Annotated in this window: 20 protein-coding genes, 1 tRNA gene and 1 pseudogene; 5 read left to right on the top strand and 17 right to left on the bottom strand. The window is 68.0% G+C overall.

All coding sequences use genetic code 11. From position 1 onward, the window contains the following. Positions 1–280: 280 nt before the first annotated feature. The 11 genes and pseudogenes from G6O54_RS10290 to nuoB all read right to left on the bottom strand — a co-directional run. A complete protein-coding gene (locus tag G6O54_RS10290) occupies positions 281–688 on the bottom strand; it encodes a hypothetical protein (RefSeq protein ID WP_165224242.1) in 408 nt (135 codons plus the stop codon). Positions 689–780: 92 nt separating this feature from the next. Beyond that, positions 781–2,778 carry an NADH-quinone oxidoreductase subunit N gene (locus G6O54_RS10285; protein ID WP_205678730.1) on the bottom strand — a complete coding sequence of 666 codons (1,998 nt, stop codon included), beginning with the start codon at positions 2,776–2,778 and terminating at the stop codon, positions 781–783. Positions 2,779–2,864: 86 nt separating this feature from the next. Next, positions 2,865–3,200, bottom strand: coding sequence for an NADH-quinone oxidoreductase subunit NuoK (gene nuoK / locus G6O54_RS10280; RefSeq protein ID WP_165224240.1), 336 nt, complete (start codon positions 3,198–3,200; stop codon positions 2,865–2,867). 75 nt (positions 3,201–3,275) lie between these two features. Further along, positions 3,276–3,953, bottom strand: a complete 678-nt coding sequence (locus G6O54_RS10275) for an NADH-quinone oxidoreductase subunit J family protein (RefSeq protein WP_165224238.1) — start codon at positions 3,951–3,953, stop codon at positions 3,276–3,278. Positions 3,954–4,026: 73 nt separating this feature from the next. After that, positions 4,027–5,322 carry an NADH-quinone oxidoreductase subunit NuoH gene (nuoH, locus tag G6O54_RS10270; protein ID WP_250846805.1) on the bottom strand — a complete coding sequence of 432 codons (1,296 nt, stop codon included), beginning with the start codon at positions 5,320–5,322 and terminating at the stop codon, positions 4,027–4,029. After that, positions 5,313–5,672: an NADH-quinone oxidoreductase subunit A gene (locus tag G6O54_RS10265; protein ID WP_165224236.1), complete on the bottom strand. Its 360-nt coding sequence runs from the start codon at positions 5,670–5,672 to the stop codon at positions 5,313–5,315. The genes nuoH and G6O54_RS10265 overlap by 10 nt, the downstream gene beginning before the upstream one ends. Positions 5,673–5,786: 114 nt before the next feature. Then, entirely contained in the window at positions 5,787–6,059 is a 273-nt protein-coding gene (locus tag G6O54_RS10260; RefSeq protein WP_165224234.1) for a hypothetical protein, read from the bottom strand. 190 nt (positions 6,060–6,249) lie between these two features. Then, positions 6,250–7,659 carry a Calx-beta domain-containing protein gene (locus G6O54_RS10255; protein ID WP_250846807.1) on the bottom strand — a complete coding sequence of 470 codons (1,410 nt, stop codon included), beginning with the start codon at positions 7,657–7,659 and terminating at the stop codon, positions 6,250–6,252. A 378-nt stretch (positions 7,660–8,037) separates the two neighbouring features. Next, positions 8,038–8,745 carry a 4Fe-4S binding protein gene (locus tag G6O54_RS10250; protein WP_165224230.1) on the bottom strand — a complete coding sequence of 236 codons (708 nt, stop codon included), beginning with the start codon at positions 8,743–8,745 and terminating at the stop codon, positions 8,038–8,040. 84 nt (positions 8,746–8,829) lie between these two features. Continuing rightward, on the bottom strand, positions 8,830–9,921 hold the full coding sequence (locus G6O54_RS38765; protein ID WP_369432133.1) for an NADH-quinone oxidoreductase subunit D: 1,092 nt from the start codon (positions 9,919–9,921) through the stop codon (positions 8,830–8,832). Between the two features lie 234 nt (positions 9,922–10,155). Further along, positions 10,156–11,517: pseudogene (gene nuoB / locus G6O54_RS38760) on the bottom strand (NADH-quinone oxidoreductase subunit NuoB); the annotation flags it as partial. A 279-nt stretch (positions 11,518–11,796) separates the two neighbouring features. On the opposite strand from nuoB, the gene G6O54_RS10240 reads away from it, so the two are divergent. The 3 genes from G6O54_RS10240 (at position 11,797) to G6O54_RS10230 (ending at position 13,314) form a co-directional block, all read left to right on the top strand. Then, positions 11,797–12,069: a hypothetical protein gene (locus G6O54_RS10240; protein WP_165224225.1), complete on the top strand. Its 273-nt coding sequence runs from the start codon at positions 11,797–11,799 to the stop codon at positions 12,067–12,069. Between the two features lie 79 nt (positions 12,070–12,148). Beyond that, positions 12,149–12,670, top strand: coding sequence for a response regulator transcription factor (locus G6O54_RS10235; RefSeq protein ID WP_165224222.1), 522 nt, complete (start codon positions 12,149–12,151; stop codon positions 12,668–12,670). 119 nt (positions 12,671–12,789) lie between these two features. Beyond that, positions 12,790–13,314: a hypothetical protein gene (locus tag G6O54_RS10230; RefSeq protein ID WP_165224219.1), complete on the top strand. Its 525-nt coding sequence runs from the start codon at positions 12,790–12,792 to the stop codon at positions 13,312–13,314. A gap of 158 nt (positions 13,315–13,472) precedes the next feature. Here the strand turns inward: G6O54_RS10230 and G6O54_RS10225 are convergent. Further along, positions 13,473–13,546, bottom strand: a tRNA-Ile gene (locus tag G6O54_RS10225). 142 nt (positions 13,547–13,688) lie between these two features. Between G6O54_RS10225 and G6O54_RS10220 the strand changes: the two genes are divergently transcribed. Further along, positions 13,689–14,123: a putative signal transducing protein gene (locus G6O54_RS10220; protein ID WP_165224217.1), complete on the top strand. Its 435-nt coding sequence runs from the start codon at positions 13,689–13,691 to the stop codon at positions 14,121–14,123. Positions 14,124–14,347: 224 nt separating this feature from the next. Here G6O54_RS10220 and G6O54_RS10215 read toward each other — a convergent pair whose 3' ends face one another. Further along, positions 14,348–15,082, bottom strand: coding sequence for a Uma2 family endonuclease (locus G6O54_RS10215; protein ID WP_165224215.1), 735 nt, complete (start codon positions 15,080–15,082; stop codon positions 14,348–14,350). 237 nt (positions 15,083–15,319) lie between these two features. Between G6O54_RS10215 and G6O54_RS10210 the strand changes: the two genes are divergently transcribed. Further along, positions 15,320–18,310 carry a RecQ family ATP-dependent DNA helicase gene (locus G6O54_RS10210; RefSeq protein WP_165224213.1) on the top strand — a complete coding sequence of 997 codons (2,991 nt, stop codon included), beginning with the start codon at positions 15,320–15,322 and terminating at the stop codon, positions 18,308–18,310. 607 nt (positions 18,311–18,917) lie between these two features. Here the strand turns inward: G6O54_RS10210 and G6O54_RS37315 are convergent. The 4 genes from G6O54_RS37315 to G6O54_RS10190 all read right to left on the bottom strand — a co-directional run bounded on the left by G6O54_RS37315 (position 18,918) and on the right by G6O54_RS10190 (position 25,552). Beyond that, positions 18,918–19,643 (bottom strand): EF-hand domain-containing protein, encoded by a 726-nt coding sequence (locus G6O54_RS37315; RefSeq protein ID WP_205678732.1) that lies wholly within the window; start codon positions 19,641–19,643, stop codon positions 18,918–18,920. Between the two features lie 170 nt (positions 19,644–19,813). Further along, entirely contained in the window at positions 19,814–21,598 is a 1,785-nt protein-coding gene (recJ, locus tag G6O54_RS10200) for a single-stranded-DNA-specific exonuclease RecJ (RefSeq protein WP_165224211.1), read from the bottom strand. Positions 21,599–21,796: 198 nt separating this feature from the next. Next, the gene (locus tag G6O54_RS10195; RefSeq protein WP_165224209.1) at positions 21,797–24,460 is read right to left on the bottom strand and encodes a protein kinase domain-containing protein; all 2,664 of its coding nucleotides are present in this window, start codon (positions 24,458–24,460) and stop codon (positions 21,797–21,799) included. A gap of 24 nt (positions 24,461–24,484) precedes the next feature. Next, positions 24,485–25,552 carry a Gfo/Idh/MocA family protein gene (locus tag G6O54_RS10190; protein ID WP_165224207.1) on the bottom strand — a complete coding sequence of 356 codons (1,068 nt, stop codon included), beginning with the start codon at positions 25,550–25,552 and terminating at the stop codon, positions 24,485–24,487. Positions 25,553–25,641 lie beyond the last annotated feature (89 nt).

The raw sequence follows: 25,641 nt of genomic DNA, 5'->3' as shown, positions 1-25,641 counted from the left end.
TCCCCACAAACCGGATCACTCATCCTTAGAGGATGGTGGCGAGTCGAGCCGTCGCGATTCCGTGATAATCGATCGCCGATGTAATTTCCTCTTCAGCGAGGGGGAATGTGTCGATCCGATTCTCCGGAGTTGCAGGCTCTGCGGGCAAGCCTTGAGGGTGAACGGAGATCCTGGGGCATGCCCGGGGACGGCGTGGATCGGAATGCTGAAGCCGGTCCAAGGCGGCCTGAGAGGTGGCCCTGCGTCTTGCGACCTCACCGAGTCGGCTCGCCGCGGTTGCCTACTGGCCCAGCAGCTCGAGCGTTCGCTTTACGAAACCGGACGCCGCGGCGACGGCGTCGGCGGGCGAGAGTTTCAGGCGCTGGGCCAGCTCGAACTTGCGGAGATGGTCGGCGTCGAGATCGCCGGGCTTGACGTAAAGCCCCTCGCAGGCCAGCAGGAGGCAGCGAAGACCGTACTCGCGATAGCCCTTCGAGTAGACGAGCGCGCGGAGGCAGCAGAACATCGCCTCGTAGGCCAGGAAGACGATGTCCGCCGGATCGCCCTGGCCGGTCGTCTGGATGTTCACCGAGGCCTCGAGGCGATCGCCGGCCTTGGCGAGCAACTCGCCGATCTTCGCCTTCGCGTCCGCGTCCTCGACCAGGTACGGGCTTTCCAGGCACTTCTGGAGCGTGTTGATGATCGCCATGACTGTCTCTTCAGGTGTCGCTCGCGATGGGCGGAAAGCCGATGGAATCCCTGGTCAACGTCTCGAGTCGTGCCGACGGCCGAGGCGTCCGACTACCGAGGCGCCGCCTTCGGCGTGGCACCTGTGCCCGGTGGAGGTCCGCCGCCGGGTGGAGGTCCGCCGCCGGGTGGAGGTCCGCCGCCGGGTGGAGGTCCGCCGCCGGGTGGAGGTCCGCCGCCGGGACCGCCTGCCGCCTTCCGGGGCGCCCCCGGAGACTGGCCGGGTGGGAGCCCCTTCATCTGGTCCATGTTCTTGCTGTATGCGGCTCGCTCTTCGGGCGTCATCGCCTTCCGTTTGCGAATCGCGTCGGCGTCCCGGCCCGAGACGAACTCACGCCGATCTTGCTTCAGGGGCCTGTAATCGGTACCCGTGGGCGCGGAGACCGTGGCCGCGAACCCGCCTCCCGTGGCGGTGAGCATCGGCACGGCCGCGGCCTGCATGATCGACATCAGGCCCCCCTCGAAGGCGCTGCCGACGCCGCCCGGGAAGATGCCGACAATGATGGCGACGAGCGCCCCGACGACGATCGGGACCTGGATCGGGCCTCCCGCCGCGCGAAGCGGCTCGGTCTCCGACGGTTGGCGAAGGAACATCGCCTTCAGGACGCGGACGTAATAGAACGCCGACACCACGGAATTCATCAGGCCGAGCGCCACGAGCGAGATCAGCGTCACGCGGGTCCCACCGTGCGGCTGATTGAGGGCTTCCATGAACATGTAGAGCTTGCCGAAGAAGCCCGCGAATGGCGGCAGGCCGATCAGCGAGAGCATCAGGACGAGGATCGAGACGGCCAGCAGGGGCGACTGATACGCCAGGCCGTTCAGGTCGTCGATCTCCTCCGTCTTGCGGTCGCGGACGAGCCACGCCGCGACCGCGAAGGCCCCCACGTTGGTGAAGGCGTAGACGACCAGGTAGAAGAGGACCGCCCCGGCCGCCTCGGCGCCCCGGGTCGACACGCTCGCCGCGGCGACCCCCACGAGCATGTAGCCGGCGTGGGCGATCGAGGAGTAGGCGAGCATCCGCTTGAGGTTCCGCTGGCCCAGGGCGGCGAAGTTGCCGTAGGTCATCGTCACCGCGGCCACCACGGCAATCACGCCCAGCCAGCCGGGGCCCAGCAGGCTCGTGGACGGATACGACCACGGCTGCAAGGCGTGGATGAAGACCTTCATCAGGGCGATGAAGCTGGCCAGCTTCGACCCGGTGGCCACCCAGGCTGTGACGCCCGCGGGGGCACCTTCGTAGGCATCGGGCGCCCACTGGTGGAACGGCACCGCGGCGACCTTGAAGCCGAAGCCGACGAGGAGGAGCAGGAGCGCGGCCGCGCCGGCCACGTTGTGAGAAAGCCCGCTGGCCGACGGCGCCGCGCCGTCCAGGGCCCGGCGGATGGCCTCGAACTGGGTCGTCCCGGTGAGGCCGTAGAGCAGGCTGAGCCCGTAGAGGAAGAGGGCCGAGGAGACCGATCCGTAGACGAAATACTTGAGCCCCCCCTCCGCGGACCTCCGCCGCGTCTTCTCGAACGCGGTCAGCAGGTAGAGGCAGATGGTCATCGTCTCGAGCGTCAGGAAGAGCGTGACCAGGTCCTCGGACGCGGCCAGGAGCATCATCCCCACCGTGGCCCACATCATGAGGGCGAAATACTCGCCCCAGTTCTCGGTGAACGTCCAGGCCATCGAAAGCCAGGTCACCAGGGCCAGGAGGGCGAGGAAGAGGATGTTGAAGATCGCCGTCTGGTCATCGATCGAGATCGATCCCAGGAAGGCCACGCTCCCCGCATCGCGGAAGTAGGCCGCCAGGGAATCGCCGAGCCAGGCGGGAGGATTCTCGGACTGGGCCAGGCGGTGGACCGTGCCGACCCCGATCTGTGCGACGAGGGCGAGCACCACGCCCACGAGCGAGAGCTTGCCGATCCGGTCGCGGCGGTCGTCCAGCGACCATCGCCGGGCCGCTGCGAGGTCGGCGATGAGGACGACCAACCCCCAGACCGACAGCACGATGGCCGGCGACAGGAACCAGAAATCGCGAGGATCCACCGCGGGTAGGGGAGAGTCCATGGGGCGTCACCAGGTCGTTCGGCGGGGAAGGAGCGGTTCGAGGAGCCCGGCCCCGGCGATCGCGGCCGGGACGGAAACCATGATCATCAACCCGAGAGCGTGTCGTACTGGTCCACGTCGGCGACGCGCCAGCGGCGATAGCAAAGGAGGATCATGCCGATGCCCACGGCGACCTCGGCCGCGGCCACGGTGATCACGAAGATGGCCATCATCACGCCGGGGATCGGCCCCGCCGACGCGACGGTCGCGGGCGTCCCGTATCGCCAGAACGCCACCAGGTTCACGTTGGCGGCGTTGAGCATGATCTCGATCGCCATCAGCACGGCGATGGCGTTCCTCCGCAGGAGCACGCCGATGAGCCCGATCGAGAACGAGGCCGCGGCGAAATAGAGGAACCAGGTCAGCGGGATGTCATTGCTCATGATCGGCTCGATTCCCTCGCGATTCCGTCTGCCGTCCCCATCGTCCTCGAACGCCAGCCACCACGTCCGCCCGGCTCAGCTCGACGCCCGCCCGCCGCTGGCGGCGAGGCCGGCCTCCGCAGCAGCAGCCGCCGCCGGTTCAGTGCGGTCGGCGGCCCGGTCGCCGGAAGCGGCGGCACCCGGCTCGTCCTCATCCCGGTGCGCCAGCGCGATCGCCCCGACCAGGGCGGCGGTCAGGAGCAGCCCGGCGACCTCGAACCCCACGACGTACCGTTTCATCAGCTCGAGGCCGACCATCCGGCCCATGTTGTTGATCGAATCGCGACGGGCGGCGGTCCCCGGGGGGGACGTCATGTCCTCGACGATCGACGGACGCTCGGCCCGGCCCTGCCAGCTCGGCTGGCCGGGCGGGGTCACCGCGTTGTTGATCCCGAAGACGAGCACGCCGAACAGGAGCAGGCCCGCCACCATCGCCGGGGCCCGCCATCGGCCGACGAGGATGGTCGTGTCGTCCCCCTGGATATTCCGGGTCAGCATGATGCCGAACATCAGGATGATCGCCACGGCGCCGATGTAGACGAGCACCTGAAGCGCCGCCAGGAATTCCGCCTCGAGCAGCACGAAGACCGCGGCCACCGCGAAGAAGTAGCCGACCAGGAACAGGCCGGCGTGGACGAGATTGCGCGCGAGCACGGCCCCGAGCGCGGCGAGGAGCCCGAAGCCCGCGATCACGAAGAAAACGATCTGGAGCACGACCACCCCTCCGGTCCGCCCGGCTAGCGGGCTCATTCGTCTCAATGGCTGCGAAACACGCCTTCCGGCCGCCTCACGCACGCCCCGAGGGGACCACGCCGCCGGCCTGGGGGACGGTCCGGACCGTCGGCCAGTCCGCCCCCAGCGGCTCGCCGGCGGCGAGCCGGCGGTTGATCGAGAAGACCAGGAAAATCAGCACGACCACGATCGGCCCCGTCACCGCGACCCCCTTGAACCAGTTGGCGGCCGTCAGGTCCCCGGGACGGATCACCAACTCGTACCAGATCGCCGCGACCAGCACGTTGGCGATGCTCAGCGGGACCAGGTATTTCCAGGCGAAATTCATCAGACGGTCTACCCTCATCCGCGGCAGGGTCGCGCGGACCCAGAACATCACGAAGATGAAGAACAGGACCTTGGTCAGGAAGACCCCCAGCAGGATCGCGTCGGCCACGATCAGCGACACCGTCGACTCGGGGCTCACGATGTTCGCCGGGAAGGCCATGAAGGGCAGGATCGTCCCCCCGCCCAGGAAGAGCACCGTCGCCAGGCAGCTCACGGCGAAGACGCTCAGGTATTCCGCCAGGAAGAAGAGCCCGAACCGCATGCTCGAGTATTCGGTGTGATAGCCGGCGATGATCTCCGACTCCGCCTCCGGCAGGTCGAAGGGGGTCCGGTTCACCTCCGCGATGCTGGCGATCAGCAGGATCAGGAAGGCCAGGAATCCAGGGGGGGAGAAGAGGAACCAGCCGAACTCGAGCTGCCGCTCGAAGATCGTCACCAGGCTCAGGCTCCCGGCCCAGAGCACGATCGGGATCGTCGAGAGGACCTGGGGGACCTCATACGAGACGAGCTGCGCCACGGCCCGCATCGCCCCCAGGAGCGAGTACTTGTTCCGGCTCGACCAGCCGGCCAGGAAGATCCCCAGCGGGCTGAGGCTGGAGACCGCGATCAGGTAGGCCATCCCGGACGGCAGGTTCACCGGGGCCAGGCCGATCGCGAACGGGATCACGGCCATGACCAGGAACGACGACGTGATCACCACCACGGGCGCCGCGAGGTGCGCCCAGCGGTCCGCGTTCCGGGGGACGATGTCCTCCTTGGTGATCAGCTTGATCGCGTCGGCGATCGGCTGGAGCAGGCCCAGGGGCCCCACGCGGTTGGGGCCGATCCGGTCCTGGAACCGCGCGGCCACCTTGCGCTCGAGCCAGACCATGTAGGCGACGATGCCCGGGAAGACCCCGAAGAAGCCCACCAGGAGCCAGAGCACCCAGCGGACCTTGGTGAAGAAGCTGAGCTCGACGAGCGGCTGCTGGGAGAGGAGGGTCGGGACCGCCCAGGCCCCGGCGCAGAGCCAAGTCAAACCCACCGCAGGACCCCCTTGGCCCAGGCGTAGGCCAGGCCGATGAAAAGGATGACCAGGAAGACGATCATCTCGACCAGGGCGAAGAGCCCGAGCTCGCCGTAGGCCGCGGCCCAGGGATAGAGGAACACCGTCTCGATGTCGAACACGACGAACATGAGCGCGTAGATGTAATACTGGATCCGGAATCGGATCCAGGTCTCGCCGTAGGTCCTCACGCCGCATTCGTACGTGTCCGCCTTGGCGTGGGACCGCTTCCGGGGCGCCACCACGGCCACGGCGATCAGCGGCAGGAGCCCGAAGGTGATCCCCAGGAGGAGCAACAGTCCGATGAAAATGTAATTGTAAATAACCATCGACGTGTCACCTGGGTTCTGGCCTCGGTTAGGGCGGCCAAGGCGGGGCCGCCCGGACTCCGTTCGCTCCCCGGGCCGGGAGAGGCCCCGCGGATCGACACCGGAGTGCCGCGATCAGGTTGCCGGGGCCGGCACGGCCTCGACCTTCGTCTCCTCGTCCACGGCGATCTCGACCAGCTCGCCGTCGGTCCGACGGAGGCGGATGGTCGGCTGCTGGCAGTATGACGCCTTGCCCCCCATCTCGATCCCCCCGACGGGTCGGCGACCTTCCCCTTCCACCAGCCCCTCGACCCGGGTGAGCCAGCGGCGATGGCCGACGCGGACGAACTGGGTCACGCGGAGATGGGTGCCTGGTGCGTACTTCGGCGGCGGCGGTGTCGGTATCATGCTCGGATTCGCGTGGCGTCGCGCGGAGCGGGACGGCCGACCGGCGAGAAACGCTTTCCCGGGACCGGGATCGGCGCGACGGGCTCGCCCGACTAGGACCATGGAGCGATCATCTTAAGGGGGCGGTCGTGATGGAGCAAGACCCCACCACGACGTGGATTCCTCGACGCCCCGCTCGCGCCGGCTCGGCTCAGATCCGGACCGTCAGCAGGGCGTCGGTCCCCGCGGCCCCGCCGCTGCCGGCCAGGTAGGTTCCGGTCGTGTTCCGGATCCCGGTCGGGGGCGTGCCTCGCACCAGGATCTGGAGGACCTTCGGCAAGTGGATTCGCCCGAGGGCGCCGCGGCTCAGCGTCACCACGGTCCCCGTCGGGTCGAGCGTCGCCTGGGCGAACGAGTAGGTCTGCTGGGCGGCGCGGGCGGTTCGCACGCGGCTGCTCCGTGCCGCCGTCGACGGGAAGATCATCGCGTAGTTCGCCACGTCCTGCGCACTCGCCGCGTCGAGGGACTGGCTGAACGTGAGCCGGAATCCCGTCACGCGATGGGTCCCCGCCCTGTAGACCTTCGCGACCGTGGGCGAGACGGTCGGCGGGACGGGGTCGGTGTTGACGATCGTCAGCGTCGATACGATCGGCGGGACGAGCGGCGCCGTCAGGGTCGGATTGCTGAGATAGAGCTGGACCGTCCTGTCGCTCCCGGCGACCCCGTCGTCGATGAGCGGGATCGCCACCACGGCCTGGGTCTGTCCGTCCGCCAGCGTGATCGGACCGGCTACCGACTGGTAATTCACCCCGTTCCGGGCCGTCCCGTCGGCCGACACGAAGCCGATCGTCACGGAGCCGGACGATCCTCCCGTACGGATGATCGTGATGAAGGCCACGCCGTCCGACTCGTTGGCCGAGAAGTTGGCCGCACCGAAGGAGACGGACCCGGCCAGTCGCTGGCCGGTGTACTGGACGTTGACGTTGTCCAGGTCGAAGTCCGCGAAGGCCGCCGCCGTGTTATCGGCCTGGAAGGACACGCGGGACTGATAGGGGCCCAGGTTCGGGATGTCGACATCGCTGAAGACCGTCGTGGCGGGCCCCGAGATCGACGGCGTGAGGGTCAGCGAGATCGTGGAATGCTGGAAGTCGATCGTGGCCGACGCATGGATGAACTGGCCGCTCGCGAGGTCCACCGACGCGGGCAGGCTGGCGGCGGTGACGACGGCGCTGTTCAGGCTCGCGTAGACGACGTTGCTGGTCGTGTCGAATCCGAACGCGAACGATCCGTCGTAGATCCCTTGCTGCGGGGCGAGGCTCGCCGCGCCGCCGCTGGTCCCGAAGTTGTTCGTGTTCAGGAGGGCGAACGACAGGCCGACCCCCTTCTGGCCCGCGACGGTCTGCGTCACCCGGAAATCCCAGTTGGCCTGGACCGAGTTGTACAACCCGGCATCACTCGTCACGAACGAGATCGAGTTGTTGTTCCCCGCGATTGGACTGGCCGGCGAGGTCGCCAGCCTGAGGAAGCTCCCGGTCGGTCCGCCGGACTGGATCGATGCCTGGGGCGGCCCGGCAATCTGCTGCAGGGTGTAAGTCGTCCCGCCGCCGTCGAAGGTCTGCACGGTGCTCAAGAGCTGGCGATCCTCGAGCAGCTCGACCGCGACCCCAGGACGGATCGACCGCAGCCTCGCCCTATGCCCCACGGGCGACAGCGAGCCCCCCTTTTCACCATTCCGACCCGAAACTCCCAATCGACGGAATATGTTGATCATGAGGAAGCTCGTCTGAGAGGCTCAAGTAGCGGAACAAGCCCATTCTAAACCCCGCCTTTTATCTATGTTACCAAGAAACTCGCCTCATGCCACTGAACTTGGGTCTGTTCCGCGGATTTTCGGCATGCCGTGGAGGGAAGCACTTCCACGACGCGAACCGGGACGGGACGGGACCAGCGGCGCCGGCGCCGTTGGTCCCGTCCCGGATGGAGAGGCGAAGCTCGTGGCTCAGGCGCCGGCGGGTTGTGGAGATGGCTTCGCGGCCGGGGCTGAGCGGCCGGCCGACAGGGCTTTCTGGAGGCGCTGGTCCTTCTTCTTCGCGACCTTGCCACGCTCCGCGACCTGTTCGGCGCTCGCCCAGGCGTCCGGGTGGGTCTTCGAGTAGTACTCGCTCGAGACGAGCAGATCCTGGAGCGAATAGATATGAGTCTGATGCCGTTCGTAGTTCGACAGCTCGAAGTTCTGATCCATCTTGATGGCGTCGAACGGGCAGTACTCGGAGCAGAGGCCGCAGTTCATGCAGACGTCCATGTCGATGTAGAAATCCTCGGGCAACGGGACGACGGTCCCCTTCGGGCTCTTCGCCTGGGTCATCCAGATGCACTGGGGGGGGCAAACCTTGGCGCAGATGTTACACGAGGTGCAGCGGACGTTGCCGTCCTCGGTGTCGTAGACGAGCATCGGGAGGACGCGGAAACGCTCGTAGACGGGCAGGCGCTCGTCGGGATACTCGACGGTGAACAGCCCGTCGGTGGTGAAGTCCTGGGTCACGGTAGGCTCGTGACCGCGCTCCGGCTTCTGGAAGAAATCGAAGGCGCCGTGTCCCCCTCCCCGGCGGGCGAAGGCCTTGCCCAGCCGGAAATCGCGCCAGAAGGTCAGGACGAAACGTCGGAGAGTGATCGCATGGCCGCGGATGACGCCCTGTCCAATTCCCATGGAAGCCTGCCCCGACTGGTAGGATGTCGCCGGAACCCCGGCGCGATGGTCTGAAGTCAACGAGTCTCCGCCCTTGCCGCCCGCCTAGCGATCCACCTCGCCGAGGACGATGTCGAGGCTTCCCAGGATGCCGACGACGTCCGCCACGGTATGTCCCAGGCACATCGCCTCGAGCGCGGTCAGGTTGATGAAGCTGGGGCTCCGGACGTGATAGCGATAGGCCGTCCCCGACCCGTCGGAGACGACATAGTAGCCGAGCTCCCCCTTGGGATTCTCGACTCGCGAGTAGGCCTCGCCGGACGGGACCTTGATCTGGTAGCTCTTCTTGCCCGGGAGGATCGGGCCGTCCGGGATGTCGCGGACGGCCTGCTTGAGGATCTTGACGCTCTCGCGCATCTCGAGCAGGCGGACGTAATACCGGTCGTAGAGGTCGCCGTTGGGGCCGGTGACCACGTTGAAGTCGAACCGGTCGTAGATGCTGTAAGGCGCCGCCCGGCGGACGTCATAGGCGACGTTGGAGGCCCTCAGCACCGGCCCCGCCGTCGAGTAGTTCACGGCCTGCTCGGGGCTCAGGATCCCCACGCCCTTGCACCGATCGAGGACGATCTCGTTCTCGGAGAGGTATCGGTCCAGCTCGTCGATCTTGGCGTCGATCCGATCGTTGACGATCCCCCGGCAGCGCTCGATCCAGCCCTTCGGCAGGTCGAAGGCCACCCCGCCGAATCGGAAGTAGTTGCACATCATCCGGCTGCCGGCGGCCCACTCGAAGAGGTCCAGGATCAGCTCACGCTCCTCGATCGCGTAGAGCGCCGGGGTGAAGAACGCGCCGAGGTCGTTGAGCAGGAAGCCGACCGACCACATGTGGCTGGCGAGCCGCGTCAGCTCGGCCATGATCACCCGGATGTACTCGGCCCGCTCCGGGGGCTTGGCGTCGTCGCCCATGAGCTGCTCGACGGCCAGCGCGTAGCCGAAGTTGTTCCCCATGCTGGTGAGATAATCGAGCCGGTCGGTGAACGGGAAGTTCATGAGGAACGTGTTCCGCTCGCCGATCTTCTCGTGATTGCGGTGCATGTAGCCCATGACGGGCTTGAGGCCGACGATGGTCTCGCCGTCGACCCGGAGGTTCAGCCGGAAGACGCCGTGGGTGCTCGGGTGCTGCGGCCCCATGCTGATCATGTACTGATCGGTGCCGAGCTCCTCGACCTCCACGCCGGCCGGGAGCAGCGGCTTGCCCTTGGGGTCGGAGCCGCTCGAGAGGCTGGCCCAGTCCTTGAAGCCGCGCGGGACCTTGATGTTGGTGCCCAGCGGGCTGAGCTCCTCCGCGCGGACCTGCTGGCCGAAGCCCTCGTCCACGCGGCTCGGATAGACCTTGGCGGGCGCCTCGTAGTAGGGTTCGAGATAATCCTTGCGGAGCGGATAGTACGCGTACCCGTCCCACATCAGGATCCGCTTCAGCTCCGGATGTCCGGTGAACCGGACGCCCATCATGTCGTAGACCTCGCGCTCCTGGAAATCCGCCCCGCGATAGACGTCGTACAGGGACGGGACCTCGCCCTTCCCCTCGGCCTCGTCGGTGCGGACCCGCAGGGCGATGAGCGAGCCGGGGGTTGTCGTGCTGTCGAGCTGGTAGTTGACCTCGATGCAATCCTCGTAGTGGACGCTCTGGAGGCTCGCGAGGTAGTCGTAGCGGATCGGGTTCCGGTCGCGAAGATAGAGGGCCGCGGCAACCAGCTTCTCCGCGGGGATCAGCAGGCCCGCCTCGACGATCACGGCGGCACCCGCCCCGAGCTCCCGGTTCAGTCGGCCGGCGAGCTCGCTGAGCTTCTCGGCCCCCAGCCAGACCAGGCTCGGCCGCTCCTCCGCCTTCTTGGGCTTCTTCCCGGGCTTCGCGGCCGAAGCTGCAGCGGGGGCCGGCGCCGGCGAGGCCGCCGAGGGGGTGGGAACCGCCTCGCCGCGCGCCTTGGCCCGGATCATCTCGATCTTGCTCATCGGCCTCGCCGCGGGGGCCGCGGCGGGGGGCGGCGCGGGCTGACCGTCGGCCGGCGCGGCCTCGGGCTCCGGCTGCGGAGCCGGGATCTTGGGGGGCTTCGGGAGGTCCGCCTCGCGCGCCTCGAACGCCCCCTGGGCCGTCTTCTCGGCGGCGATCTCCACCGTCCGCAGGTCGATCAGGTCGGGGCCCAGCACCGGGATCGGGATGTCGCGATCGACGTCCCCTCGATACCAGGGCGCGTTCACGATCTTCTCGCCGTCGATCTTCTTCTGGAGCATGATCAGGCCGTTGATCAGGGCCTGCGGCGTGGGCGGGCAGCCCGGCACGTAAACATCCACGGGCAGGTACTTGTCGATCCCGGAGACGACGTTGTACCCCTCCTTGAAGGGGCCCCCGCCGGTGGCGCAGGCCCCCATCGAGATCACGTATTTCGGCTCGGGCATCTGGTCGTAGAGCCGGGCGATCATGGGCATCATCGTCTTGGTGACGGTCCCGGAGACGATCATCAGGTCCGCCTGCCGCGGCGAGCCCCGGAAGACCTCGGCGCCGAAGCGGGCGATGTCGAACCGGCTGGACGCCGTGCAGATCATCTCGATCGCGCAGCAGGCCAGCCCGAACCCCAGCGGCCAGAGGCTGGACCTGCGCCCCCAGTTGTAGATCGGATCGACCAGGCCGATCAGCTTGTCCCACGTCGTCACCACGACGTGCCTCTCGAGCTCCTTCTGGAGCACGGGGTCGATCTCGGTGCACCATTCCGGACGGATGATCGTCGAATTCGCCATGATGGATCCATCACTGCCTGGGACGGGTTCCAAGGAACCGTGACCGCGTGAAGGCTCGGTCGATCGCCGCACGTACGATCATCGGGTGAGCCGGCCGTCGCCGCCCTGGCACGGGACCGGCATGAGAATTGACCATCGGCGAGCCCCGCTCGATGGGAGATATCCTAAACGCGCCAATGGCCTTCCGCCAGGGGGCACCCGGGGCCGCCCGGGTCGGCCTCGGGCCCGCTTTCGAATGGACCGGAGTGCCACCCCGCGGGGACACTTCCCGAATCCCGGGTGGCGTCCCATAATCACGAGATGGACCCCTCTCGCCCCCAGATTTCGATCGCCGCGCTCCTCGGCCTGGTGGCCTGCGTCGCCCTGAATTTCTGGCTCTTTCGGCTGGGCGTCCTCTGGGGCATCCTCGGCCTCAACATCACCAAGCACGTCGGCATCGCCCTCCTCTGCCAGGGGCTGGGGGTCGACCGGGCGACGCAGGGGTCAGATCCGGACCCGAGTGCATCGGCCGGCCCGGCAACTCGCGTGGACCGCGCGGACTCCATCGGATAGCATCCGGCCGCCCGGGGGCGCCGCCGACCCGAGGATCTCGCTCGTCTCAGGGATGAGACCCGGACTCACGGAGGACCCTATGGAAAATAGCCCGCCCCCCCGAATCCTGCTCGTCGAGGATGAAGCCCGCCTCCGCACGCTCGTCGCCCAGTTCCTGAGGGGAGAGCATTTCGACGTGACCGAGGCCCCGGACGGGCCGGAAGGCGCGCGGTCCTTCGAGGAAAGGGGCCCATTCGACCTGGTCCTCCTGGACCTGAATCTGCCGGGGTTGCCCGGGGTCGAAGTCTGCCGGCGGATTCGCCGCCTCGAGCCCTCGCAGCCGGTCATCATCTGTAGCGCCGCGATCCTGGATTCGCACGCCGAAGTCCTTGCCGCGCTGGGCGTGCATCAGTTCCTCACCAAGCCCTATCATCCCGAGGAGCTCCTCCGCCGCATCCGAATCGAGCTCGAGCAGGCTCGGCGGGCTGTCGGCGAGGAGGGGCATGTGAACACCGGATCCATCTGCACCCCTCGGCCCCACCTCGACACGCTCAAGGGCCGGGCGACGCACGGGCCGCGAGCGGCATCGCGCGTACTATCCAAGCGCGAAGCGATCGATTAGAATCGTGGGCCGGGCGAGCAGGCCCTTTCCGCGATCGGAACGGGCTGCGCCGCAGGGAGATCCGACCATCGGTCCGGATCACGCGAGTTCCTGTTCCAAATGATGAGAGGGACGGTTTCATGGCTGGGAAACCGCAGAACCGGCTAGAGCTGAGGCGCCAGTACGAAGCGGCGGAGCCGCCGGATCCGATGGAGGACGAGACCGAGGAGGCCGCCCCGGAAGCCGATGAGGAGGAAGTCGTCGACCGGAAGCCGAAGAAGAAGGCCAAGGCGCCGGCCAAGTCCAAGGCCAAGTCCAGCCGTCCCGCCAAGCCCGCGGCCCGGATGCGGATCGTCTGGGTCGTGATGAACGACGCCTTCAAGCAGGTGGCATCCTTCGACTACACCCAGAAGGAGGCCGCCGAGGCCCGCGCCGCCGAGCTCACGGCCAAGGGGCGCGGGACGCACTTCGTCCAGCGCACCAAGGAAGCCATGCCCGACGATGCCCCCGGGCTGGGCGCCATCATCCCCCGGCCCGAGCCCGCCCCCAAGAAGACGGCCGCCGCCGTCAAGGAAATCGAGGCCGCCGTCGAGGACGACGAGGATCTCGAGGAGGAGGAAGAGGACGTCGAGCCGGACGACGAGCCCGAGGACGACGACGAGTGACCCTCGCCCGGTAGCTCGTCCCCCCGCGCCTGAGTTCGCCCGGCGACACGATTCGAAAACAGAACGAGCCCGGGTCGATGAATCGATCATCGACCCGGGCTCGTTGCATTTCACCGTCGAGCGGTCGGACTGTCCGTCCGGCCGAAAGACATCGCGAATGGGCGCATCAGGATTCGAACCTGAGACCTCGTCGTTATCAGCGACGCGCTCTAGCCAACTGAGCTATGCGCCCTGGCGAGTCACGAGAGAACATTCTAACCGGAAGATCCAGGGAGTCAACCATGTGCCGCCACTTGAACGGGCCACGATGCTCCGCGATGATGAGCGCGGCGTCGTGATCCTGGTTGCGACCGGTTCGGATGGGAGGGAGAACGATGTGGACGTGCCCCGCTTGCCACTCGCGCGTCGACGACTCCTTCGAGGTTTGCTGGTCCTGCGGGACGACCCAGGATGGGGTCGAGGATCCCGACTTCGTCACCGCCGACGAGGCCGAGCCCATCCGGGATGAGCCCATCGAGAAGGGCCCTCCGGTCGACGATCCGCTCGCCGACTTCGCCGGCACCCCCCTGCCCGACCTCGTCGAATGCTACAGCGCGGCGGACACGATCGAGGCCAAGTTCGTGGCCGACCGCCTGATGGAAGAAGGGATCCCTGCCGTCGCCGATCACGTCGACATCAACATGGTCATGGGCGGACTCCGCCCCCAGTTCTGGGGTCAGGATCCGAAGGTCCGGGTCCGGGCCGAGGACCTGGAGAAGACCCGGGCGTGGCTCGCGGAGTTCGAACAGCGGCGGAGGCACCGTTCTTGATCCCGGTGGCCGACCTCGGTCCACTCCGGGATGGGGACGACTTCGACCGACGCGCCGGCCGACTCGAGGTCATGGATGATCCGTTCGACAGTCATCCGGGGTCCCCGAACCACCTCGACTCGATCCGACAGGAGGCGGGCCCTGGCCTGTGCGGGCGTGACACCGAGTCGCTCTCGATAAAGTCGAAAGACGCTGGAGGAATTCATACGGGTGAGCGACCTTGCTCAGTCCGCGTCCAGGCCCAGGGCGCGAAGCCTCGCGGCGAGCCGATCGGCGCGCTCCCGCTCCGACTCGGCACGCTCCCGCTCCGACTCGAGCAGCTTGCGGTCGCGCTTTCGCTGGTTCGCCATCTCAACGGGGGAGATGAAAACCTCGCCGTCGGGGCCGATGATCCGCAGGCTATCCGGCCCCTTCCCGGGCTCGAAACGGATGCCAAGCCGAGGACTCATATAGCCGTTGAGGTCGGGGATGGGGCGAAGCTTGCCTCGGCTCCGCCGCCAGCCGGTGAGCTTCCCGTTGTCGGGATTGTAGTAATAGTATTCCTCGACCCCATGATCCTCGTAGAAGCGGAACTTGCGCTCGTTGGTGGCGCGACGATTGCCCGGAGAGTGGACCTCGAAGACCACCTGCGGGGCGATCCCTTCCTCGACCCATTGCATGTAGGACCCGCGGTCCCCCTTGGGGCGTCCGAACACCACCATCGCGTCGGGCGCCATTCGAACCTTCGGCTTCCCCTCCTCGGCGTACCAGAGGAGGTCTCCGGCGACGAAGACGTCCTGGCGGTCGGCGAAGAGGATATCCAGACCCTCCTTGATGATCACGATCCACCGAAACTGCCGCGTGTTATCCGCAATGGGCCGACCATCGCTGTCGGGGTAGACAATCTTGCGAGACCTCTTCGCAACGTCGCATGGCCTCTTCTCGTCGAGTCCCTTCTTCGGGGTGAACGCGGTGCTCATGACGCCCTGAACTCCGTGGGTCGCCTCGGGATCTCCGCAAGGCCCCGTTCTTCCAGGAAAGCCGCATCGAGGCCAGGTCGGCAGGGCAGCCAGCCCAATTCGCGGCTCCGGGAAACCGGAACGGAGCGATCTCCCCGGGTGACCCGACGACGAAACCCGGGACAGAGGTCTCCAACCGTACACTGATCCTATCCTATAATGGGACGTGACGCGAGCACGACAAGGGGACGACGGCCCATGAGCCTGGCGGGTGCGGAATTCGACCTGGAGAAGACGCTCCGCGAGCAGTTCGGACTCGTCGGGTTTCGGCCCGGCCAGCGCGAGGCGATCGAGCCGGCTCTCGCGGGACGCGACGTGCTCTGCGTCATGCCGACGGGGGGAGGCAAGAGCCTTTGCTACCAACTGCCCGCGCAGCTCCTGCCGGGCGTGACCCTGGTCGTCAGTCCGCTCATCGCCCTCATGAAGGACCAGGTGGACGCGCTCACCCAGCGAGGGCTGAGCGCCACGCTCATCAACAGCACCCTCGACCTGGCCGAGCAGCGAGCCCGGCTCATGGAGGTGGAGGCGGGCCGGCACCGGATCATCTACGTCGCCCCGGAACGATTCCGTAGCTCTCGGTTCGTCAGCCTGATGGCGCGGCTCAAGCCGAGCCTGCTGGCCATCGACGAGGCCCACTGCATCAGCCAGTGGGGGCACGACTTTCGCCCGGATTACGCGCGACTGGGGTTTGCCCGGAAGCAGCTCGGCTCGCCGCCGTGCATCGCCCTCACCGCCACCGCCACGGATGCGGTCCGGCGCGACATCTCGGACCAGCTCCAGCTCAGCGACCCCGAGCTGATCATCACGGGCTTCGATCGGCCGAACCTCCGGTACTCGGTCGTCGAGGCGGGCAAGGACGAGGCCAAGCTCCAGGAGCTGGCCCGTGCGCTCCGGCAGAACCCGGGCGCGGCTGTCGTGTACGCATCCAGCCGGGCCCGTTGCGAGATGGTCGCGGCTTACCTCGCGGCCGAGCTGGGGCGCGAGGCCGTCGTCTATCACGCCGGGTTGACCCGCGAGCAGCGCAACGAATCCCAGGACCGGTTCATGAGCGGCCGCGCCGAGATCGTGGTCGCCACCAACGCCTTCGGCATGGGCGTGGACAAGAGCGACATCCGTTCCGTGATTCACTTCAACCTGCCCGGGACGCTCGAGGCCTACTACCAGGAAGCCGGCCGCGCCGGCCGCGACGGCCAGCCCGCGAATTGCTTGCTGATCCACTCCTACGGCGATCGCTACCTGCAGGAGATGTTCATCGAGAACGAGTACCCTCCGCGAGGCGCGGTCCATCAGGTCTACGAGTTCCTCCGGAGGCTGGATCAGGAGCCGATCCAGTTGACCCATGCCGAGATCCGCGAGGAGGCGCGGCTCGACCTCAACGAGTCGGCGATCGGCTCCGTCCTGAAGATCCTCGACAACGCGGGGGCGATCGAGAAGTTCCTGCCGCGCGAGAACCAGGCGATCGTTCGAATCAACCTCGAGCCGGAAGAGAACGGGGAGGTGCCCAGCCTCGTGAATCGCCTCAGCCCCCAGGCCCATAACCAGCAGATCGTGCTCCGCGGCCTGGAAGGGCTCGTCCGCGGTCGTTACGGCGAGGCGGTCTACTTCCGCCCCGACGACCTGGCAGAGGCGTTGGGACTGGAACGCGCCGCACTCGGGAGGGCGATCAAGTCGCTCACCGCGGAGCTCCCGATCGATTACGTCCCCCCCTTCCGGGGCAATGCGATCCGGGTCCTCGACCGCTCGAAGCGTCCCCGCGACCTCAAGATCGATTTCACCGAGCTGGAGAAGCGGAAGCAGCATGAATACGCCAAGCTCGAGCGGATGATCGAATTCGCCAGGACGAATCAGTGCCGTCGGGCGTTCGTGCTGAGATACTTCGGGGAGAAGGCCGAGCTGGCGGCAACCGGCGCCTGCGGCAACTGCGACAACTGCCGGCCCGGGCAGGGCCATGCCGCGGAGGGCCTGAGTGCGGCCGGCTCCGCCACCCCGATCGACACCCCGGGCGGGCGTGAGCTGCTGCTGAAGATCCTCTCGGGAGTGGCTCGGGCGAAGGGGGGATTCGGCAAGACCACCGTCGCGATGATGCTCACGGGCTCGGATTCGGAGAAGATGTCCAAGTCCCGGCTCGACCGCCTGAGCACGTTCGGCATCCTGAGAGACAGCGGGCTGACCCAGAAGGAGGTCGGAGACATCCTGGACGCGCTGGCGAAGGCCCGGCTGCTCGAGTCGCAGGAGGTTGACCGGTTCAAGCCGGTCCTGACCATGACGGATGCCGGATGGGACTACCTGAGGAATCCCGAGGCCACGGCCCCTCGACTCGACCTGCCCGACCACCTGATCGCAAAGCTCCGCAGGGGCGGGCAGGGCCGCAGGCCGGAGCCCGTGCGTGCGGTCCCCTCGACGTGGGAGTCCCGGGAATCCAGCCTCGAATCCGCGGCCTCGCCCCGCTCCGCGGCAAGGCCAGCCCCGGCGCTCGAGGCGGCCGAGGAGTCCGTCGAGGACGCCTCGAACCTGCCGCCGGATCCGCTCCGCGACCGGTTGAAGGAGCTGCGGTCGAGCTGGGCTCGCGAGCTGAGGCAGCCCGCCTACTGCATCTTCACGAATGAGACCCTCGAGGCCCTGGTTCGGGACCGCCCCTCGACGCCGGCCGAGCTCGCGGGCGTGAAGGGCCTCGGGCGAGCACGAGTCGAGAGACATGGCGGCGCGATCCTGGAGGCGATCTCCGCGCACCCGCGCATCGGAGCCTCGCCGGAGAAGGTCGCGGCCCGATCGGAGGCCACTCTCGGAGAGGCCCCGAGCGTGGTGAAGCCGCCGGCTGTGGCTGCTGTCAACCACCGCACGAGGCCCGTCGAGGCGTCCGGAACGTCGCCGGACGCTACGAGGGTTCCCGCGGCGACTCCGTCCGCGCACGTCTCGACCGAGGAGTGGAGTTACCGCCTGATCGCCAAGGGTTTCACCGTGACCGACGCGGCGGCCATCCGCGGCCTCGAGGTCGCGGCGGTCATCCGTCACCTGACCTGGATGGTGCGCCGGGGGATGGCCCTCGAACCGTCGTCGCTGGCGTCCGCCGAGAGCCTTGATCGCTGGGAGCGCTGGCGAGCCGATCGCGGCGACGACGCTCCCCCTCCGGACGACGATCTGCCCGCTGGCCTCTGGGGGCTCTACCTGCTCTGCCGCCAGAAGTCGTGACCACGCTCATGGCGTCGACAAAAACGGTTCATCCGGCCGAAGCGTGCGCCGGATGAGCGGCGGGGCAGTTCACCTCCCGCCAGGGAGTCTCTCCTCAGGGTGAGACCGTCCTTTGTAGGGTGCGTCAAGCGGAGCGCAGACGCACCGGATCGGATCGGCACCAGGATGGCGAGGATTCCCCATTCGGGCAAGGCACAGGGACCTCAGATCGCTCGCTCGTCCACCATGCCTCGGCGGTCCGGTGCGTCTGCGCTCCGCTTGACGCACCCTACGAAGGGCTCATCCGGCGGACGCGCGCGAGCTTCAGGACGAGGCCAAATCCGGCTCTCCCCCTTGGTAAGCGGGGAACGATTTCTGTCTCGGCCCGCCTCGGCAAGTGAGACCGAGACGGCCTCGGGACTCGCAACGATCACCTATCGTCGCTCGAGCCCAAGGCCCCGGCCCGCTTCCCTCACCTGGCCACCCGCTTCTTCCCGCAAGGCCGTCTTGCCCCTTCGGCCGTGAGCCTCCGATCGGGCGCACGCTCCTTCCGGATGAACCACAAAAACGCCCCGGACGTCTCGAGGTCGACGGCCGGGGCTTCTGTTCGTGGTTCGGCGTGGGACGCTCAGCTCGTCGCCTTCGTCTTGCCCTTCGCCTTGTTGACCTTGCCTTCCCGCGCCTTCTTGACGTCCTCACGGTCGAGATAGCCGTCGTGGTTCGTGTCGAGTCGATCGAACTGCTTGGGCTTCCCGGTGAACTCGGTTCGGCTGATCCGGCCGTCGCCGTCCTTGTCCATGGCCTTGAGCTTCTCTCGGATGACCTGGCGGCGTGCGGTCGGGGTGGCGGCAGCCTCGGACTTCGATTCGGACTCGGCGGGCTTGGCCGCGGTCTCGGCGGGCTTGGCCGCGGGCTCTGAGGGCTTGGCGGTCTCGGCGGGCTTGGCCGCGGTCACGGCGGGCTTGGCCGGCTTGGCGGCCGACTCGGTTGCCTTCGCCTTGGTCTCCTTGGCCTCGGACTTCGGCTTCTCGGCCTTCAGCTTCTTGAGGACGTCGCGGTATTCGGCGGCCTGGAGCTTCTCGTCGTGGTTCGTGTCAGCGTACTTGAGGACGGCGTCGAACGCCTTGCGGCCCCCCTCGGGGACTTCCTGGCGGTCGAGGACCTTGTCGGAATTCACATCCAGGTCGCGAAAGAGCCCCTGGAGCGCGGGGGCGGCCAGGGCCTTCTTCGCGGCCTTCTTCTCCGGCTGCTTCGCGTCGTCGGCGGCGACGGTCGCCGACGCGGCGGTCATCAGCATCGCCGCCATGGAAAGACCGGCGAGCCGCCGGAACATGCTCGAATCAAGAGCTGTCATCTTGGGTGGACCTCAGTGGGAGGGACGGATCGTCGCGAGGACCCTGCCTCGGACGGCGTCGGCGAGGACGCATCTCTTCCCATTGAACACCGGGCCGGCGGAAAAGTGCCGTCCGGCCTCGCCAAAGGAGCGTGCGGTTGCGGTCGAATGGTCGCGAGGTCGAGAGACACTCAGGCGGATGCGGGGGCCGTTGCCATCCGCTCCGGGGCGGAAGCCGCGGCCGCTTCGACGTTCACGTCCCGCAACTCGAGCTGGACCTCGCGGCGACCGTTCCATTCGTTGATGCTCGAATGAAAGACGATCGAACAGACCGCATTGGGGGTGAGCTCGCGAGCCTTCTCGGCCAGCCCCCAGCCAATCGCCTTGATCTGGAAGTTGCCCTGGAGGAATCGGAGCTGGAGGTGGTTCCGCTGGGCGCCGACGACCCGGGGCTCGCCGGCGACGCGGACCTGACTCGCCAGCAAGAGGGGCCGAGGGTTGCCCATCCCGTGCGGCTCCAGCCGCTCGATGTCCTCGACCGTGGCGAGCGTGAGCTGGCTGAGCTGAACCTCGGCGTCCACGGTGATGCTCTTCTCGAGCTGCTCGGTCGTCAGCACCCCCTGGCAGTGGGCGTTGAATCGTTCGGCGAACGTGGGGAAGTGATCCTGAGTCATCTTGAGCCCGGCGGCCGCGGCGTGGCCCCCGAAGGCGATCAGGCCGTCCGAGCATTCCCGGATCGCCTCGTAGAGATTGAATCCCGGGATCGAGCGGGCGGAGCCCTGGCAGACCTCATCGCCGAGAGCGACCACGATCGTCGGGCGGTGATAGAACTCGACGAGGCGGCTGGCGACGATCCCGATCACCCCGGGATGCCAGCCCCGCTTGCCCACGACAATCGCCCCCTTGCCCGTCGAGCCGCCGGCGCTCCGGACCATCTCCTGGGCCTCCTGGACGATGGATCGCTCCACCTCCTGGCGCTTGGCGTTCAGCTCGTTGAGCTCGCCGGCGATGACGGCCGCGAGGTCGGCATCCTCGGTCGTGAGCATCTCCACGGCGCGCATCGCCCGCTCCAGGCGGCCCGCCGCGTTGATCCGGGGGGCCAGGCCGAAGGCCACCGTCCCGGTGGTCAGCTTCGATTTGTCGAGGCTCCCGGTCACGGCCATCAGGGCCTTCAGGCCGACCATCGGCGCGGCGGCGATGCCGGCCAGGCCGTGGCGGACGATGATCCGGTTCTCAGAGGTCAGCGGGACCACATCCGCCACGGTCGCCATGGCGACGAGCCCGAGCGAACGGACCAAAAAGTCTCGCAGATGCGGAGAAGCCTTCTTGCCGTCGCCGAAGCTCTTGCAGATCTGCCAGGCGAGCTTGAACGCCACCGCCGCGCCGCAGAGGTCGCCGCACGGGTATGTGCTGCCGGGTAGCCGCGGGTGCACCAGGACGTCGGCCCCGGGGAGGTCGTGCCCGATCGTGTGGTGATCGGTCACGATCAGCTCCAGCCCGAGCTCGCGGGCCCTGGCGGCCTCCGCCACGGCCGAGATGCCGCAATCCACCGTGATCACCAGCGCGTTTCGGTGGGCCTGGGCCAGCTTGACGAGGGCTTCGCCGTTGACCCCGTAGCCCTCCTCCACCCGATGCGGGATGTAGTAGTGCACCTGGCGGGCACCGGCCAACCTCAGGCAGGCCCAGAGGACGCTCGTGCCGCAGACTCCGTCCACGTCGTAATCGCCGTAGATGACGATCGGCCTGTCCGCGCGGATCGCGCGGACGACGCGTTCCGCCGCCTCCGTCACGCCGGGCAGCGTCTCCGGGTCGTTGAGCTCGCTCAGCTTCGCCTGCATGAAGGCGACGGCCTGCTGAGGATCGGTGATCCCCCGGTTGATCAGCAACTGGGCGACGAGCGGCGAGACTCGCGCGCCTCGGCTGAGTGACTGGATCTGCGCGGAGTCGAAGGGCCGGAGCCGCCACCTGGTCGCCATCCCGCTCGATCCCCCGTCACGCGGCCACTCTCGCCGAGGTCGGGACGGTCCACCGCGCCATGGATCGCCGTTCGGTCGTTTCAATTATTCCATGATCCCAGTCGGACGCCGCCCGGACAAGCCGCGTCGGCACCCCTTCGGGCGCAAGCTGGTGCTGTCGATCCTCCTCTTCGGCTTCGGGGAGCGGCCTCCGACAGGCTATTCGTCGCGGGCTTTTCGCCGAGGCCAGAGAACCCCCAGAACCAGCAACGCCACGCCGAGAAGGCAAGCTCGAACGGCACGCGGGGTCGCGTCGACGGGCGCCAGCTCAGGTCCCCAGGCGGGCACGGCGAGTGCCAGGGACGCTCCGAGCAGGGCCAGCAGGGCCGCCAGCCGGCGCCCCGAGAAGCATGAGAGGAGGAGGACGCCCGCGGCCGTCGCCAGATTCAACACCGGGATCCGGCCGCGGATCGGCTCAGGGATCCAGGGCCAATCCGGGCCTTCGAGGAACCGCGGCCAGTTGGGGTGAATCGACCACCTGATCTCGCCCAGGGCTCGCGGATTGGCGTATCGAACCGCTCGAATCACGGCATGGCCGAGTTCGACCACCTGGTCCTTCACCTGTTCCAGGGTCAAGATCCCCTGCCGGTCGAGCCAGACCAGGGCCAGGGTGGCGAGGACCATCCCCAGGCTGAAGCGGAGAAACCCTCCCAGCACGACCGACCCGAGCCGGTCGACACTCCGCGCGAGGCCGGAGCGAGCGGGCTCGTGGGGTTCCAGGACCGGCTCCGGCTCCGTCGCCGCGCGGTCGATGCGTTCCAGCAAGACGGGCCCCTCCGAGGCCGCCGAAGTCCCCTCTCGCTGGAACGCGGACTGCTCCGCGAACCACTGAACGGCGACCAGGGTCATCGCCTTGGCAGATCGCCGGGCCCGCCGACGGGCCGTCAGCAGGTTCAGGCCACCGGCCTCGAGCCGACCTTCCTCGCACGCCTCGAGGAGTCGCCGGTGGCGACGCTCGTTCCGCCCCACGCGCCGGGCGTGGACGCTCCGATCCGCATCGACGCCGAAGAGCTGATCCCCGAGCATGCCTCGATACCGCCCGGCCTCGCGGACCACGACCTCGCGGAGGGCGACTTCATCGTGGCCGCGGGACCGGAGGCGGAGCAGGAGCTCGCGGATCGGCTCCAGCACACTCCTCCGCTCGTCGGCCACCGGCCGATCCAGGAAGACGTGAAAGGCCATCGCGAGCCCCCCCGCGACCGCCGCCAGGAAGAGCGAGCCGAAGAAACCCCGGGACAGGACCGCGAGCGCGACCGGAAGCGCGATCAGGCCGACCGCGATCCAGGTCTGCCACCCGCTCTGGAGGACGGCCTCGGCGAGCCGTCGCGGCCAGGCCGATGCATGAAGGCGAGCGGAGGACGCCGCGACCAGGACGGCCGAGAGCAAGCCCAGCTCGAAAATCCCGAGGGCGGCGGAGCCGACTCCCAGCGCCAGCAGGGTCAGCACGAACAGCATCCAGATCCCGGCGGCGATGAAGAGGACGTTTCGTCGAAGCCGCGTCTCGGCAGAAGACCCGACTCCCTGGATCGCGCGGACAGCCTGCGCCAGTTCCTCTCGATCGGCCGCGGCCCGGTTCGATCCGCCGTCGCGAAGCCCGAGTATCCCCTCGAGGACATCGACCACGACGGCCATGGACGGATACCGCTCGTCGAGCCGCTTGCCGAGCATGGCGGCGATCGCGTCGCCGATCGGCCGGGGCAGTCCCTCGACGAGCTCGGCCGGAGGAGTGGGCGATTCCTCGCGATGCTTGCGGCCGAGCTCGACGGCGTTCTCGCCGAGGAATGGAGGCCGGCCCGTCACCATGGCGTAGTAGGTACAGCCCAGGGCGTATACGTCCGCCCGAGCGTCCGCGTGCAACGGATCCGCGGCCTGCTCCGGCGCCATGAACATGGGCGATCCGGCGGCGGCGGTCGGCGGCGGTTCGGGCGGATTGACGACGTCGAATGTCTCGACTCGCTTCAGTTTGGAAGCCGGGTTGCTCGAACCCGCCCTGGCCGCGACGGTCTCCTCCATGGCGGAGGCCAGCGACGGCGTCATTTCCAGGCCGAGGTCGTCCACCTTGACCCGGCCCAGCGCATCGACGCGGATGTTCTCCGGCTTCACATCGCGATGGACGAATCCCTGGGCATGACCCGCGCGCAGGCCGCGCGCCGCCTGGAGCGTCACCACGGTCGCCAGCCAGGGATCGAGCCGGCCCCGCGCTCCGATCAGGTCCGCGACGGATTTCCCCGGCATCCACTCCATCACGGCGAAGTCATGTCCGCGGGCCGTGCCGATGCCGCGGTTCGCCACCAGGTTCGGATGGTCGAGGTAGCTCGCCGCCAGGGCCTCGCGAGCCCACCGGGCGCGGAAGACCCGATCCGCGCGGCGGTGGTCGTCGACCAGCTTGAGGACCTCCAGAGGGCCGATCCCGGCCGGCATGGCCAGGACCGCGATCCCCCGTGGACCTCGACCCAGGAGTTTCATCAGGACGTGAGTGCCGAGCAGGCGGGGAAGGCCCGGCACGAGCGGACCGGGCCGCGGCATTCCCGGAGTCGTCAGGTCCGCCGGCCAGGCTATTTCCGGGACGTCGGCGACCAGGTCGGCGCCCTCCCTGGCGCTCTCCGTGTCCGGAGGCAACCCGCCGGTCCGGAGATCGACGGCGGCCACGGGCTCGGCGAAGACGCTCGGCTCGATGGCCTCGACGACCGGCGACCGGCCACGCTCCTCGGGGATTGTCACCTGGAAGGTCGCCCGGCACTTGGGGCAGACCGGCCGGAACCGACCCGCATGGACATCCACCAGGCGGATCGCGTGCCGGCAGCTCGGACAGACGATCAGCACGAAGGGTGCTCCGTGAATCGGGACTCAGCGGCGAGTCGTCGAGGGGGTGACGTCGCCCCAGGGGCCTTCCACGATGGAATGCGTGCGCGAGGACTCCACGGCGGCCTCGAGGATCTTCACCACCTCCCTCGCCTGCTCCGCCGTGACGGCGAGCGGCGCGTTGCGGAGGAGATGATCCGCGATGTTCCGGTAATACCCGTCCCAGTGTGGACGGTCGGAGGGGACGCGGCTCTCGTGGACCTGGCCGGATGCGTCCGCCGTGCGGAGGATGGCCTGGTGCGCCTCCGGCTCGTTCGCGCGGTCGATGTCCCCCGCTCGAAGGGCGGCCTCCTGGGGATCGATGCCGTACTTGGCGATCCCCCCTTCCCGGCCGACGATCCACCACCTGGGCCGATCGATCCGGCAGATTCGGCTGGTCTCGGCCTGGAAGATCGTGCCGTCGAACTCCATCAGGATCCGCCCGTGGCCGCCGTTGTCCACGCCCTCCCAGGGGGCGTCGATGAGCCACGACGAGAGCCGCCGGCAGGGCCCGAGGCCGAGCTGCAAGGCGTGATCCACCAGGTGGGCCCCCCAGTCGTGGAGGATCGTCCCGGAATCGCGCTCGCGTCCCCGCCAGGATCGCGGAGGCGAGAACCGGCAGACCGAGCTCTCGACGAGCAGCGGCTGCCCGATCCGGCCCTCGGCGATGAGCCTCCGGATCGTGGCGAAGTCCCAGTCCCACCTCCGGTTGTGGAAGACGCTGAGCATCCTGCCGGATCGATCGCGGGCGGCGATCATCCGATCGGCCTCGGCGGCGGTCAGCGCCATGACCTTGTCGACGACGCAATCCCGCCCCGCGTCCAGGACCTTCTCGGCCATCTCGGCATGGGTGTTGTGCGGCGTGGCCAGGACCACGAGCGTCACGAGGGGATCGTCGAGGGCCTCGTCGAGGCTGGCGAATCCCCGGGCTTCCTGCTCCCGGACGGCCTGGGCGCGGACCGCCGGGTCTCGCGCCACCACACCATAGAGATTCAGCTCCGGCTGCCTGCGAATCAGCTCGCTGTGGAATTCCTTCCCCGCCAGGCCATAGCCGACCACCACCGTCTTGATCATGACACGTTTCCGTAACCTGGGGAGGGCGGATGCCGGATCCGGGCGTGCATCCCGACCGGGTTCATGATAGGTAAGGTGGCGGCGGACCG

Origin of the sequence: Aquisphaera insulae, assembly GCF_011064615.1 — a bacterium.
Classification (GTDB): Bacteria; Planctomycetota; Planctomycetia; order Isosphaerales; family Isosphaeraceae; genus Aquisphaera; species Aquisphaera insulae.
The sequence above is the reverse complement of the archived record's forward strand: the minus strand, read 5'-3'. Positions and strand labels throughout refer to the sequence as shown.